The sequence below is a fragment of the Leifsonia sp. KNZ13-11D genome, assembly GCF_056754895.1.
Map to the genome: position 1 here is coordinate 472,884 of NZ_JBPGWU010000001.1, position 13,815 is coordinate 486,698.

Consider the following 13,815-nt stretch of genomic DNA (forward strand, 5'->3'; position numbering starts at 1 on the left):
TGTCGGTCATGCGATGCACGGTACGCCGCGTGCGCTAGCGTCGACAGGTGCACCCGCCTGACGCCGCCGCCGTCGACCATCTCGCCGACCGCGGCTGGCCGGCACTCGAGCGCGAAGAGCTGGACGGATGGACGCTGCGCGCCTCCTCCGGCGTCACCAACCGCGCCAACTCGGTGCTGAGCTCCGGTCCCGTCGCCGACCTGGACGGCGCGGTGGATGCAGCAGAGCGGTGGTATGCGGCGCGCTCCCTGCCTCCGGTGTTCCAGGTGAGCCCGGCGTCGCCTTCCGGTGTGGCGGAACTGCTCACGCGGCGCGGCTATCGTGACCACTCGCCCACCGACATCCTCGTCGCCGACCGCGTCGCAGCCGCGGCGGGTGCCCCCGATCCGACGGTGCGGATCACCGACCGTCCCGACGACGCGTGGCTCGACACCTGGTGGTCGGTCGACGGCCGGGGCGGATCCGCCGAGCGCGAGGTCGCCGCGCGCATCCTGCGCGGCGGACCCGCCCTGTACGCCGCCCACGGCGACCCGGCCGCGCCTGACGCCGTTGCGCGGCTCGCGCTCGTGGGCGAGTGGGGCGGGCTGTACGCCGTCGCGACGCGCCCGGACTCCCGGCGCCGCGGTCTCGCCCGCGCCCTCGTCCGGGCGCTCGCCACCGCGTCCGCCGACCACGGCGTCACCGCTCTGTGGCTGCAGGTGCTCGCGGACAACGCCGCGGCGCACGCCCTGTACGCGTCGCTCGGCTTCCGCCCGGTGTCCCGCTACTCCTACTGGTCCTGACCCGGACATTCGGCACGACAGGGACCGGCGGAAGTGCATTGGCGCCTGATACAAGCGCCGCTAATCACGACAGGGCGGAATCCCCTTGTTGACGAGACCCGGCCGCGCACAGCTGAGACCCATGGCCCAAAACCCACGCTTTCCGTCGCAGGCGTGGATGCGCACCTCCGCCCAGTCTCCGCTGCCGAATTTCTCTGGTCGAGCGGAGAGCTGTTAATGATGACCGGGGAACTGTATTTCGAACTGGAAGTTCGATGTGCGCTTTGATTGCTCTACTCGAAACGAGTCTCCCTGTTGACGTTTGTCCCCTCGTCACTGCACCGGGCACGGCTAAGACGGGCGTGCCCATCGACCCGAAAACATACCAGCCGCAGGAACACATGCTCGCGAGACGACGTGATTGCGGCCACTACCCGCACGGACGAGATGCTGAGCGCATGACGCTCTCTTGACGCGCTCTCAGGGCGCGGCTGAGGGTACCTTCGGCACGAATGTCCCGGGGTAGGAGACCGCGCTACACCTCCGCAGCCTTCTCCAACCGATAGGAGGCCAGGAACGTCCCGGCATACAGCGCCGCAGCGACGAGGAAGCCCACGGCCATCACGTACGAGGCCCAGTCGCTGCCGATCGCCATGGTGAGGACGCCGGCGAGGAACGTGATCGCGATCACGATCAGGCCCCAGAGGGCGAGACGTTCGCCGGCGCCGGCCGCCCGGGCGGCGAGCAGCACGCGGATGCTGACGACGACGAGTCCGATCGCGATCAGGATGTGCAGGATGACGATGATCGTGTCGACAACGCGGACGAAGGTGCTGTCCGGCTCGCCGATCAGGTTGGCCGCCATGCCGAGCAGGTACTGAACGGCGAGGGCCGTCAGTGCCTCGCGGGAGCGACGGCGGAGGTGCGCGGTGGGAGTCACCGCGGCGGCGGATGCAGACATGAGCGCTCCTCGAGAAGAGACGGTTACGGCGTCGGCGTCATTCTGCTCTTCCACAGCCCCGCGGCACCAGGGGCGGTCACGCGCCGAAGATGGCCCGCAGCTCCTCGAGCGGCGCCTTCGGCCGGCGGTCCTCGAAGACCAGACCGTTCGTCTCCTGACCGGTGTCGGCCAGCTGCGTGTAGCAGTAGCCCGCGAGGGGAGCGGACGACCGCACGGCACCGACGAGGGCGCGCAGCCGCTCCACGAGATCGGCCGCGCTGGTCGCCGTCGAGTAGCCCCAGGCGTCCTCCGGTCCGTTCTCGGTGTACGAGATGCCGCCGAACTCCGTCAGCATGATGGGGGCGTCGACCCGCTGACCGGCGTCCACGATGAGGCGCCGGCCGGGCAGCGTGAACGGGGCGGACAGGATGCCCTCCCGGGTCGCGTACCGCTCGGCGACGCGATCGGCGTCGTGGTCGTAGTCGTGGATGGAGAGGATGTCCGAGTCCGCATGCTCCCAGCCGTCGTTCGAGATGACCGGGCGGCTCGGGTCGAGGGTCTTGGTCAGCTGCACGAGCGTCTTCGCGTAGGACACCATCCGCTCATCGTGGGCGATGTGCTGCACCCCCCAGCTCTCGTTGAGCGGCACCCAGGTGACGATCGAGGGATGCGAGCGGTCGCGGTCGAGGATCGCCGACCACTCGGCGACGCTGCGGCGCACCGCCTCCGGGGTGAACGCGTAGGCCGCGGGGGCTTCGGACCAGACCAGCAGCCCGAGCCGGTCGGCCCAGTAGAGGAACCGCGGGTCCTCGTACTTCTGGTGCAGCCGGGTGGCGTTGAAGCCCAGGTCGAGGATGAGCTGGGCCTCCGTGCGGAGGGCGTCGGCGTTCGGGGCGGCGGAGTGCGACGCCGGCCAGTAGCCCTGGTTCAGCACCGACCGCACGTAGAGGGGCCGGTCGTTGAGCAGGAAACGCCCGCCCTCGACGCCCACCGAGCGCAGCCCGAAGTACGAGCGCACCACGTCCTCCCGCGCCTCGGGCACCCTGAGCCGCACGCTGGCGTCGAGCAGGGTCGGGCGCGACGGGGACCACAACAGCTCCTCGTACGCCTGCCCGTTGCTCTGCCGCTGGATGCGGAACGGCACCTCGATCTCGCGGCCGGTGACCGAGGTCTCCAGCGCCGCCAGCTCGTCGGACCCCACGGCGACCTCGATGCGGACGATCGTCCCGGCCGGTGCGGGCCGGCTGAGCCGCAGCTGTGCGGTCACCTCACCGCGCGGGACGTCGGCCACCCAGTGCAGCTGCTCGACGCGAACGGCCGGGGCGGCCTCCACCCAGACCGGCTGCCAGATGCCGGTCGTGCGGTGGTACCAGATCGAGTGCGGGTGGTGCCGCCAGTCCTGCTTGCCGCGGGGCTGGGCCACGTCGGCGGGGTCGTCCTGGGCACGGACCGCGATGGACACGTCGCCGTCGCCGACCAGCTCGGTGATGTCGAGCGTGAACGGCGTCGACCCGCCCTCGTGGCGGCCGGCCGAGCGGCCGTCCACCCAGACTTCGCAGTCGTGGTCGACGGCGCCGAGGTGGAGGAGGATGCGCTCGCCCTCCGGAAGTTCGTCGCGCAGGACGGTGCGCTGGTACCAGACGACGCGGTGGAAGCCGGTGTCGCCGACGCCGGACGCCTCCGATTCGAACGGGAACGGCACCTGGATGACGCCGGGCAGCGCGCCGCGCGACTCCCAGTGCTCGCTGCGGCCGCGGTCGTCGTCGTCGAACGCGAACGTCCAGGCGCCGGACAGGTCGAGCCAGCCGGCCCGGACGAGCTGCGGGCGCGGGTAGCGCCCGTCCTGTGCGGTGGCCGCCCCTGCGCGGCGTTCCTCGGTGAGCATCCATTCAGCATGCCCGATTCGTGCAGCGCTGTAAAGTCGGTCGGGCGCGTGAGCGGTCCGTCAGGGGATGGCCGGCGCGCTCTCCCGCGGGACCAGCGAGAACGGCGCCAGCTCGTGGCGGCCCATGCCGTCGTACCCGGAGATCCGCTCCAGCAGCATGTCGACGGCGCGCGAGGCGAGCCCGCGCATGTCCGGCGCGACCGAGGTGATGGAGGGATACGTGACAGCGGTCATCGGCGTGTTGTCCCAGCCGGTCACCGCGACGTCCTCCGGCACCCGGAGGCCCCGCTCCTGCAGAGCGCGCAGAGCGCCGATCGCGGCCAGGTCGTCGCGGCACACGAGGCCGTCGAAGCGGAGGCCGCCGTCGAGCGCCGCGCCCACGGCGCGCACTGCGTTGCCCGCGGTCACGGCCTGGCTGGAGATCAGGAGGGCCGGGTCCGGCGTGATCCCGGCATCTTCCAGCGCCTGCTGGTATCCCGCGATGCGCAGCTCCGAGGTGCGCGTGGGCCGGGGGCTCTCGTGGCCCGCGAAGGCGATCCGGCGCCGGCCGTGCGCGAGCAGGTGCTGCGTGGCGGTGCGGGCCGCCTCCACGTTGTCGATCATGATGCGGTCCACGGTGAGCGGCGCCGCGTTCTCGCCGAGCACGACCAGGGGGATGTCGGAGCGCGACTGCGCCAGCTCGGCCGAGTTCATGACGCTCGGCTGGAAGATCATGCCGTCGACGAGTCCGGATTCGCTCGCCGTGACGACCGCGCGCTCGCCGTCGATCGTGCCCTCCGTCTGCTCCAGCAGCACCCGATAGCCGCGTCGCTCGGCCTCGTCGGCGACCACGCGGGCGAGCTCTGCGAAGTAGGGCAGCGTCACGTCCGCGAAGGCGAGCGCGAGCAGTCCGGTGCGGCCCGTCGCGAGCCGCCGGCCCATGATGTTGGGGCGGTACCCCAGCTCGTCGATCGCCCGCTGCACGCGCTCCCGCATCTGCGGACTGACGTGCGCATAATTGCGGACGACGTTCGACACGGTCTTCATGGAGACGCCGGCGTGCTCCGCAACATCCTGAAGCCTGACCGCCATCGCGCATCCTCTCGCATCGTGATGCGGTTCCCCCGCGGGGTCACTCTACAGCGCGGCGTGCGCAGGGTCACCCCGGGTTGACACCGCTTGTCCAGCGCTGTAAATTCGCGGAACATGCCGGGTGTCTCGGCTCCAGCACCAACCGATCACGTTCCCGCCCCGGCGGGGCGCCCGCGTGAGCGGTTCACTCAAGGGAGAGATCACATGAAGAAGCGATTCGCCGCACGCGCGATCGCCGTCGCGGTCACTGCGGGCCTGGGGCTCGCGCTGACGGCCTGCGGAAGCAGCTCCGGGTCAGGGGGAGCCGAAGTCTCCTCCGGCGACTACACCGGACCGAAGGTCACCATCAGCTTCTGGAACGGATGGACCGGTGGAGCAGCCCCCGTGCTCGTTCCGAAGCTGGTCGACAAGTTCAACTCCGAGCACAAGAACATCGTGGTGAAGGACGTCCCGATGGAGTGGGCGGACATCGCCCGCAAGATGCCGCTCGCGGTCAAGGCCGGCAAGGGACCGGACGTCGCAGTCGGCCACGGCGACGACATCGCCACGTACGCGGCTCAGGGTCTCGTGCTCAAGGCCGACAGCATCGTGAAGTCCCTCGGCTACAAGGCCAGCGACTTCCCGGAGGGCCTCCTCGACGCCGGCAAGTACAACGGCGGCCAGTACGCCGTGCCGTGGAGCGTCACGCCGCTCGGCCTCTACGTCAACAAGGACGTGCTCAAGTCGGCCGGGGTCGACCCGGACTCCATCCCGAAGGACAAGGAGTCGTACCTCGCCGCGCTCGACAAGCTGAAGGCCGCGGGCGTCCAGGGCGAGTGGGTCGACGGCTACGTCTTCACCGGCACGTTCGAGTTCGAGAGCCTGCTCTGGCAGTACGGCGGCGACCTGTTCGACAAGGGCGCGACCAAGGCGACGTTCAACTCCGACGCCGGCGTCAAGGCGCTGACCTGGATGACCGACCTGATCAAGAAGGGCTACAGCCCCGCCGACGTCGCCCAGGACGGCAACATCAACGCCCTCATCGCCGGCAAGACCGGCTTCAACTGGAACGGCGTCTGGCAGACGACGAACACCGCGTTCGACAAGCTGAACTGGGAGGCGGTCGCCGTGCCGCAGATCGGCGACGAGAAGGCCGTCTGGTCGTCGTCCACCCACTGGATGTTCATGAACAACAAGGGCCAGGACAAGAACAAGACCGCCGCCGCCGCGACCTTCGTCAAGTGGATGAACGACAACTCGGCGGACTGGCCGAAGACCGGTGAGCTGCCCGCCAAGAACTCGGTGCGCAACGACCCGAAGCTGGTGCAGACCTATCCGAACCTGAAGCCGTTCCTGGACGAGCTGCCCTACGCCCACTACGAGCCGATCGCGCCGGGGATCACCACGGTGGAGGCCACGATCACCACCGCGGTGAACGAGGCGGTCACCGGCAAGAAGGACCCGAAGCAGGCGCTCGACGACGCGGCGGCCAAGGCCGACGCGCTGCTCAAGCAGAACAAAGAGAAGTACGGTGACTGAGACCGCTTCGATCGTGGTGCCCCGGGAAGCCGGGGCACCACGCCCGCTCCGCCAGGGGCGTGGCGCCGGCCACCGGCCCGGCGCTCCGCGACGCACGGGCGTCGCGTACCTGTTCCTGGCGCCGTTCCTGGTGCTGTTCGTCGTGTTCGTCCTGGCACCGTCGGTCTTCGGGCTCTGGATCAGCCTCACCAACTGGAGCCCGTTCCGCGCGACCCAGAAGTTCATCGGGTTGCAGAACTACATCGACCTGTTCACCCCCGGCTCGGCCACCTCGGGCGACTTCTGGCAGTCGATGCTCGCGACCCTGATCTTCACTCTGGCCAGCGTCCCGTTCCTGCTGGTCATCCCCCTCCTCGTCGCCGTGCTGCTCAATCAGAGGATCCGCGCCGGATCGTTCTTCCGCGGCGTCTTCTTCGCGCCGTACGTGCTGGGCGTCGCCGTCATCGGCGTGATCTGGAAGTACCTCCTCGACACCCAGTCCGGCATCGTGAACCACCTGCTCGGCATGATCGGCCTCTCCGACAGCATCCCGTGGACCGTCGACGTGCCCTGGGTCTGGGTCACGCTGGCGGGCGTCACCGTCTGGTGGACCATGGGGTTCAACACCGTCATCATCCTCGCCGGGCTCAAGGGCATCAGCCCCGACCTGTACGAGGCGGCGGCGCTCGACGGGGCCGGAGCGGTCCGTCAGTTCTTCAGCGTCACCCTCCCGGGTCTGCGCCAGGTGATGACCTTCGTCGTCACGATCACCATCCTCGCGAGCGCGAACATGTTCGGCCAGTCGTTCCTCATCACCAAGGGCGGCCCCGGCAACACCACCCGCACGGCGATCATGTACATCGCCGACCAGGGCCTGTCGCAGAACAACATGGCCGCCGCCTCGGCGATGAGCTACGTGCTCTTCGCCTTCCTCGCGATCATCAGCATCGTCAACTTCCGGCTCCAGCGGGAGCGGGCGGAGAAGAGCGCCTCATGACCACCACCACCGCCCCGGAGGCGACCCCGACACGGCGGCCGGCCGCCCGCCGCGCGCAGAGCCCGCAGCGCGCCCTGCGGAAGAGCATGCTGTACGCCGTGCTGATCGTGCTGGCGCTGATCGTCATCCTGCCGCTGCTGTGGATCCTGATCACCTCGTTCAAGACCGACGGCGACGCCATCCGCAACCCGTACTCGGCCATCCCGAACCCGTTCTCGACCGAGGCGTACACGACGCTGGCGAGCGGGCAGCAGCCGGTGTTCCGCTGGTTCCTGAACAGCCTCGCCGCGGCGACGTTGCAGACGGTCATCATCCTGGTCACGGCCTCGATGGCGGCCTACGCCCTCGCCCGCCTGGAGTTCTGGGGCAAGCGGATCGTGTTCGGCCTGATCGTCGCGACCCTGCTCGTTCCGCCGGTGATCTTCCTCATCCCGAACTATCTGATCGTGCAGAACCTCGGCTGGCTCGACACCATCTGGGCCATCACCATCCCCGGTGCCGCCAGCGCGTTCGGCGTGTTCTTCCTCCGCCAGTTCTTCGTCGGGCTCCCGGCGGAGATCGAGGAGGCGGCGCGCATCGACGGAGCAGGCGACTTCCGCATCTTCCTGCAGATCGTCCTCCCGCTGGCGCGCCCGGCGCTCGCCACGCTCGCCGTGCTGAGCTTCCTGGCGAACTGGAACGACTTCCTGTGGCCGGTCTACGTGCTCCTCAGCCCGGAGAACCTCACGCTGCAGCCGGGCCTGTCGCAGCTCCAGGGGGCGTACTCCACCCACTACGCCATCGTGATGGCCGGCGCGGTGATCGCCTCCGTACCGGTGCTCATCCTGTTCTTCTTCGCGCAGAAGCAGATCGTGGAGAGCGTCGCCACCAGCGGGGTCAAGGGATGACGGGTCGCCGGCGCATGCTCGGGGCGGCGACGGCGACGGCGGGCCTGCTCGCCCTGGCCGCGGCGCTCGCGGGCTGCTCGTCCGGCTCGGCGCCGAGCGCTGAACCGTCCCCGTCGATAGCCCCGTTCCAGATCGACAGCGACTTCCCCGACCCCGGCGCGCTGGTCGTCGGCGACCGCGTGTACGCCTACGCGACGAACACCCCTGCCGTGAACGTGCAGGTGGCGTCCAGCACCGACATGAAGCACTGGACGGTCTCCGACCGGGATGCACTGCCCGAGCTCCCGTCGTGGGCGCTGCCCGGCAAGACCTGGGCGCCCGGCCCCGCCGAGCTCGCGGACGGCCGCTTCGCCCTGTACTTCACGGCGTCGGACGCGGCCAGCAGGTTCCAGTGCATCGGCGTCGCGTTCTCCGACAAGCCGGAGGGACCGTTCACGTCGACCGCCGGGAAGCCGCTCGTATGCCCCGTCGACGAGGGTGGCGCCATCGATGCGAGCGTGACGGCGGATGCGGACGGCCAGCGGTACCTCGTCTGGAAGAACGACGGCAACTGCTGCGGCTATGACACGTGGATCTCGGCGCAGCCCCTCTCCGTCGACGGTGCCTCCCTCGCCGGCGAGCCCACCCGGCTGATCAAGCAGACGGAGTCGTGGGAGGGCAAGCTGGTCGAGGCCCCGGTGATCGTGCGGCACGGCGACGAGTACGTGCTGCTCTACTCCGCCAACGACTACGCCAACTCCTCGTACGTGACCGGTGCCGCCACTGCCGAGAGCCTGCTCGGTCCGTACACGAAGTCGAAGCAACCGCTCCTGTCGACCCCGGGGAGCAAGGGCCGCTATCTGGGACCGGGCGGCGAGGACCTGGTGACCTTCCAGGGCAAGGACTGGATGCTGTTCCACTCGTGGGACGAGGCGTTCGCCTACCGCGGGATGCATGCCGTCCCGGTCGCGTGGAAGAACGGCCTCCCGGAGCTCGCGCAGTGAGCGGACCGTCGCTCCGCGTGGCCCGGCACTGGGGTCCGGTGTGGGACGGCTACTTCGCCGATCCGTTCGTCCTGCGCCTCGCGGACGGCGGCTACGTCGCCTACGGCACCCATCCGGAGAGCGACGGCGACCGGGTCTTCGAGGCGCTCGTCTCGCCCGACCTGGAGCATTGGGAGAGCGCCGGGCCGGTGCTCGAGCGTCTCCCCGACCGCTTCGGCGACGACTACTGGGCGCCGGAAGTGGCGGAGGCGGACGGCGCGTTCTGGATGTACTACTCCGTCGGGCGCGGCATCGAGGGCCACCACCTCCGGGTCGCGCGGGCGGACTCCGCGACCGGGCCGTTCCACGACCTCGGCGTCGACCTGACCCCGGACGAGGTCTTCGCGATCGACGCGCACCCGTTCCGGGACCACGACGGCCGTTGGTACCTGTTCTTCGCCCGGGACGTGCTCGACCACGAGCGCCCGGGAACCCACCTGGCGGTCGCACCGCTCGACGCGGGCATGGCATCCCTCGCGACTGCCCCCACCGCGGTCCTCGCCCCGGATGCCGACTGGCAGCTCTACGAACGCGACCGGCTCATCCACGGCCGCCGGTTCGACTGGCACACCCTCGAAGGGCCGGCGGTGCTGCACCGGGACGGCCGGTACTGGCTGACGTATTCCGGGGGTGCGTGGACCGGCCCCGGCTACGCCGTCGGGGTCGCGGTCGCCGCGCATCCCCTCGGCCCGTGGAGCCATGCCGATCAGCCACCGCTGCTGAAGAGCGGCGGCGACCTTCGCGGACCGGGCCACAACTCGCTCACGATCGGGCCCGACGGCGACGACGTGATCGCCTTCCACTCGTGGAACGCGGATTCGACGGCCCGGCAGCTCCACCTCGGCACGCTCCGCAGCGAGCACGAGCCGAGCGTTCGCCGTTAAACCCACGATGCCGGGCTGTGGGAAGACTAGGGTTTCTTCCTACGGCCCGGCATACGTTCGGGGTTACGCCGGATGGATATTCGGGTTCCTCCGCCGCTCTTTGAGACTACACGAAAAGTCCCCGTTGTGTAGGTCGAATGGAGGACATTTTTGTACCCCGGTGCCTCCCCAGTGTGAGGGGCACGCGCCGACGGACGCGTCAGTCGGCTCGCAGCTCCTGCGCCAGGGCGGCCACGAACGCGTCGATGTCGTCCTCCGTGGTGTCGAAGGCGCACATCCAGCGCACCTCGTTGTTGGCCGCATCCCAGTCGTAGAACCGGAAGTGCTCGCGCAGCCGGTCGGCGACGCCGGCCGGCAGGGTCGCGAAGACGCCGTTCGCCTGCGTCTTCTGGCTGAACCCGACGCCCTGGATGCTGCCGTCGGCGATACCCGCCTCGAGCGCCGTGCGGAGGCGGGTCGCCATTGCGTTCGCGTGCGAGGCCGAGCGCAGGTAGAGGTCGTCCGTGAGCAGGGCGATCAGCTGCGCCGAGATGAAGCGCATCTTGGAGGCGAGCTGCATGTTCAGCTTGCGGAGGTAGATCAGCCCCTCCGAGGCCTCCGGGTCGAGCACGACGACGGCCTCGCCGTAGAGCATGCCGTTCTTGGTGCCGCCGAAGCTCAGCACATCCACACCGGCGTCGGTCGTGAAGGCGCGCAGCGGCAGTCCGAGTGTCGCCGCGGCGTTGGAGATGCGCGAACCGTCCATGTGCAGCTTCATGCCGCGGGCGTGGACGTGGTCCGCGATGGCCCGGATCTCGTCCACCGTGTAGGCGGTGCCGAGTTCGGTGGTCTGCGTGATCGAGACGACCAGCGGCTGAGCGCGGTGCTCGTCGCCCCAGCCCCAGGCCTCCCGGTCGATCAGCTCGGGCGTGAGCTTGCCGTCGGGGGTCTCGACGGGCAGCAGCTTGATGCCGGCCACCTTCTCGGGCGCTCCCGCCTCGTCCGTGTTGATGTGCGCGGTCTTGGCGCAGATCACAGCGCCCCAGCGGGGGAGCATGGACTGCAGGCCGACCACGTTCGCGCCCGTGCCGTTGAACACCGGGTACACCTCGACGCCGGTGCCGAAGTGGTCGGCGAAGACTTCGTGCAGGCGTGCCGTGTAGACGTCCTCGCCGTAGGCGATCTGGTGGCCGTTGTTGGCGGCGGCGATCGCGTCGAGGATCTCGGGATGCACGCCCGCGTAGTTGTCGGAGGCGAAGCCGCGCAGGGTCAGGTCGTGGAGTTGAAGCGTCACGCGTCCATCCTCTCAGGCCCGGCGGTGTGCTCGGGCTCGAGGGGGACGCGCCGGCCGTTGACCGCCGCGGCGTCCTGTTCCCACAGGCGCACGACCTCGTCTGCGAGCCGTGGCTCGAGGCCTTCCAGAGTCTTCACGACGAAGACCGTCGCCGCCGATCGTGGTGCCTGCATGGCGAAGCCCTGCGCGATGGCGCGCACCCAGGCGTCGGCCGCCGCCTTCGCCGCGGCGTAGTTCGCGCCGCCCGGGTACGGCTTCTCGACCGCGGTCGACGAGACGACCGCCAGCCGGCCCGCGGGGGAGGCGGCGAGGTCGTCGAAGAAGGTGCGCGTGGTGTTCCGCAGGGTGCGGAAGCCCCGCTCCAGGAACTCCCAGTCCTCGTCGCTCTGGCCGGCGATCCCGCCGCCGCCGCGCCAGCCGCCGACGAGGTGGATGAGGCCGTCGATGTGCCCGAACTTCAGGTGGATGCGCATGGCCAGCTCGGCCACCGCATCCCGGTCGGACAGATCGCACGGTCGCGTCTCGACGCCGGGAACCGCCGCGGCCAGCGCATCCAGTGCTTCCTGCCGGGTTCCGACCGCCAGGACGGTCGCGCCGGCCGCAACCAGCGCACGGGCGACCGCTTCGCCCGACGCGCTGGTTGCGCCTGCGATCAGGACGAGACGGCCGCGGACGGTGTCCGCGCCGAGCGGCCCGGCCTCCGAAGAGGGCCGGGCCGCTCCGTCCGCCAGGGGCGCGTCCGTCATGCCGCGTCGGTCGTTCCGGTGATGCCGGCGGTGGACTCGATGACTCCCGTCATCTTCTTGTTCAGTGCCTCGTAGAACATGGAGAGCGGGAACTCGTCGTCCAGCACCTGGTCGGTGTAGCCCTTCGGCAGGCCGGCCAGCACCTCGTCCGACAGCCCGCGCGCCCAGTTGGAGGCGGGGTGCGGGGTGAGGGTCTCGGTGAGCATCTCGTACGCGGCCAGCCAGTGCGCCACCTTCGGGCGGTCGATGGAACGCCAATAGAGGTCGTTGATCCGGTCACTCAGGGCGACGACGACGTCGGGTACGTTCTCCCAGTCGATGGTGAGCTGGGTGTCCGTCCAGTGCAGCACGTCGTGCTGGTGCATCCACGCGAACAGCAGCTGGCCGCCGAGCCCGTCGTAGTTGCGCACGCGGCTGCCGGTGATCGCGAACCGGAAGATCCGGTCGAAGATCACCGCGTACTGCACCAGGTGGGCGTGGTCGCGGATCTCCCGCTGCGCGTCCGAGAGCTCCGGCTCCGGCAGGGCGCCGAGCTCGCGCTCCAGCCTCACCGACTCGCGGAACGCCGTCAGGTCGCAGCGCAGCTCCTCCAGCGAGTAGAGGAAGAACGGCATCCGCTGCTTGATCATGAACGGGTCGAACGGCAGGTCGCCGCGCATGTGGCTGCGGTCGTGGATGATGTCCCACATCACGAAGGTGTCCTCCGTGAGGTGCTGGTCGTCCAGCATCGCGGCCGCGTCCGCGGGCAGCTCGAGCTTGGTGATCTCCGCGGCCGCCCGGACGACGCGGCGGTAGCGGGCCGCCTCGCGGTCCTGGAAGATCGCGCCCCAGGTGAAGGTCGGGATCTCGCGCATGGCGACGGTCTCGGGGAACAGCACAGCGGAGTTGGTGTCGTAGCCGGGCGTGAAGTCGACGAAGCGCAGCGCGACGAACAGCTTGTTGCCGTAGTCCCCGGCCTCCAGCTCCGCGACGAACTCCGGCCAGATCACCTCGACCAGCAGCGCCTCGACGAGCCGGTTCGGGCTGCCGTTCTGCGTGTACATCGGGAAGACGACCAGGTGGCCGAGCCCGTCGACGCGGTGCTGCTGCGGCTGGAACTCGTTGAGCGCGTCGAGGAAGTCGGGCACACCGAATCCCTCGTCGGCCCAGCGGCCGAAGTCGCGCTGCAGCGCGGCGAGGTAGGACGCGTCGTGCGGGAACGCCGGTGCGAGTACGGCGATCGAGTCGACGATGGTGCGGACGTGTTCCGCGGCGGCGGGCCGATCGGCCTCGTTCTCGACGGAGCCGTCCTTGACCTGCAGCGCCTGCAGGGCGATGGCCGCATCCTTCAGGCGCAGCCACGCGGGATCGTTCGCGACCTCGCGGACCGGGCGGCCGTCCTCGACGACCTCGGGCTCCCCGACAATCGCGTCTGCGGTGAAGTGCTGGACGAATTGAGACATGACGAACCTCCCGTCGCTGGTCGGCCGCTCGCACGCGGCAGTGGTGTGAATGGAACGAGCCTATCCGGGGATCGCAAGCGTTTTGTTGCCCATTCCGGCGGAAAAGTGCGCGATCTGCGCCGTAAGCGCAGCTAATCGCTAGCCTCGAAGTGCATCCGTCCCTGCTCGGCGTCGGCCGACTCCCATGCTCCCGGCTCGGACACCTCGCCGGGGGACCCGAGCGCGCGGACGGAGGCAGGGTCGAACGGGCCGCGGTAGTTCACGCCGAGATCCCAGTCGCTGTCCGGGCGCTCCTCGCCGGTGGCGCGGGAGCCGCCGAGAGCCACCGCCTCCACACCGTCGAGGGCGGCCAGCCGCCCCGCGAGTCGCTCGATCGCCTCATCCATCCCGTGATGCCAACGGCCCGCCGC

The 13,815-nt window shown here is 69.7% G+C and carries 13 protein-coding genes; 6 read left to right on the forward strand and 7 right to left on the reverse strand.

The genetic code is table 11. The features are described from left to right. Window positions 1–47 precede the first annotated feature (47 nt). Window positions 48–782: a GNAT family N-acetyltransferase gene (locus ACR9Y5_RS02410; protein ID WP_481296458.1), complete on the forward strand. Its 735-nt coding sequence runs from the start codon at window positions 48–50 to the stop codon at window positions 780–782. Window positions 783–1,296: 514 nt separating this feature from the next. On the opposite strand, the gene ACR9Y5_RS02415 is transcribed toward ACR9Y5_RS02410, so the two are convergent. The 3 genes from ACR9Y5_RS02415 to ACR9Y5_RS02425 all read right to left on the reverse strand — a co-directional run bounded on the left by ACR9Y5_RS02415 (window position 1,297) and on the right by ACR9Y5_RS02425 (window position 4,657). Then, window positions 1,297–1,722, reverse strand: a complete 426-nt coding sequence (locus tag ACR9Y5_RS02415) for a hypothetical protein (RefSeq protein WP_481296459.1) — start codon at window positions 1,720–1,722, stop codon at window positions 1,297–1,299. A 76-nt stretch (window positions 1,723–1,798) separates the two neighbouring features. After that, complete coding sequence (locus ACR9Y5_RS02420; RefSeq protein ID WP_481296460.1) at window positions 1,799–3,586, reverse strand: glycoside hydrolase family 2 protein; 1,788 nt, start codon at window positions 3,584–3,586, stop codon at window positions 1,799–1,801. A gap of 60 nt (window positions 3,587–3,646) precedes the next feature. Beyond that, window positions 3,647–4,657: a LacI family DNA-binding transcriptional regulator gene (locus ACR9Y5_RS02425; RefSeq protein ID WP_481296461.1), complete on the reverse strand. Its 1,011-nt coding sequence runs from the start codon at window positions 4,655–4,657 to the stop codon at window positions 3,647–3,649. 204 nt (window positions 4,658–4,861) lie between these two features. Between ACR9Y5_RS02425 and ACR9Y5_RS02430 the strand changes: the two genes are divergently transcribed. The 5 genes from ACR9Y5_RS02430 to ACR9Y5_RS02450 are packed head-to-tail and all read left to right on the forward strand — an operon-like array spanning window position 4,862 to window position 9,944. Further along, window positions 4,862–6,175: an ABC transporter substrate-binding protein gene (locus tag ACR9Y5_RS02430; RefSeq protein ID WP_481296462.1), complete on the forward strand. Its 1,314-nt coding sequence runs from the start codon at window positions 4,862–4,864 to the stop codon at window positions 6,173–6,175. Beyond that, the gene (locus ACR9Y5_RS02435) at window positions 6,168–7,151 is read left to right on the forward strand and encodes a carbohydrate ABC transporter permease (RefSeq protein WP_481296463.1); all 984 of its coding nucleotides are present in this window, start codon (window positions 6,168–6,170) and stop codon (window positions 7,149–7,151) included. Before ACR9Y5_RS02430 ends, ACR9Y5_RS02435 begins: the two co-directional genes overlap by 8 nt. Continuing rightward, on the forward strand, window positions 7,148–8,038 hold the full coding sequence (locus ACR9Y5_RS02440) for a carbohydrate ABC transporter permease (RefSeq protein ID WP_481296464.1): 891 nt from the start codon (window positions 7,148–7,150) through the stop codon (window positions 8,036–8,038). The genes ACR9Y5_RS02435 and ACR9Y5_RS02440 overlap by 4 nt, the downstream gene beginning before the upstream one ends. Further along, complete coding sequence (locus ACR9Y5_RS02445) at window positions 8,035–9,021, forward strand: glycoside hydrolase family 43 protein (protein WP_481296465.1); 987 nt, start codon at window positions 8,035–8,037, stop codon at window positions 9,019–9,021. The genes ACR9Y5_RS02440 and ACR9Y5_RS02445 overlap by 4 nt, the downstream gene beginning before the upstream one ends. Beyond that, entirely contained in the window at window positions 9,018–9,944 is a 927-nt protein-coding gene (locus ACR9Y5_RS02450) for a glycoside hydrolase family 43 protein (RefSeq protein WP_481296466.1), read from the forward strand. Before ACR9Y5_RS02445 ends, ACR9Y5_RS02450 begins: the two co-directional genes overlap by 4 nt. Window positions 9,945–10,143: 199 nt before the next feature. Here ACR9Y5_RS02450 and ACR9Y5_RS02455 read toward each other — a convergent pair whose 3' ends face one another. The 4 genes from ACR9Y5_RS02455 to ACR9Y5_RS02470 form a co-directional block, all read right to left on the reverse strand. After that, on the reverse strand, window positions 10,144–11,217 hold the full coding sequence (locus ACR9Y5_RS02455; RefSeq protein WP_481296467.1) for a threonine aldolase family protein: 1,074 nt from the start codon (window positions 11,215–11,217) through the stop codon (window positions 10,144–10,146). Then, on the reverse strand, window positions 11,214–11,963 hold the full coding sequence (locus ACR9Y5_RS02460) for an SDR family oxidoreductase (RefSeq protein WP_481296468.1): 750 nt from the start codon (window positions 11,961–11,963) through the stop codon (window positions 11,214–11,216). Before ACR9Y5_RS02460 ends, ACR9Y5_RS02455 begins: the two co-directional genes overlap by 4 nt. After that, the gene (locus ACR9Y5_RS02465) at window positions 11,960–13,405 is read right to left on the reverse strand and encodes a DUF6421 family protein (RefSeq protein WP_481296469.1); all 1,446 of its coding nucleotides are present in this window, start codon (window positions 13,403–13,405) and stop codon (window positions 11,960–11,962) included. Before ACR9Y5_RS02465 ends, ACR9Y5_RS02460 begins: the two co-directional genes overlap by 4 nt. 131 nt (window positions 13,406–13,536) lie before the next feature. Next, the gene (locus tag ACR9Y5_RS02470; RefSeq protein WP_481296470.1) at window positions 13,537–13,791 is read right to left on the reverse strand and encodes a nucleotidyltransferase domain-containing protein; all 255 of its coding nucleotides are present in this window, start codon (window positions 13,789–13,791) and stop codon (window positions 13,537–13,539) included. Between the last annotated feature and the right edge of the window lie 24 nt (window positions 13,792–13,815).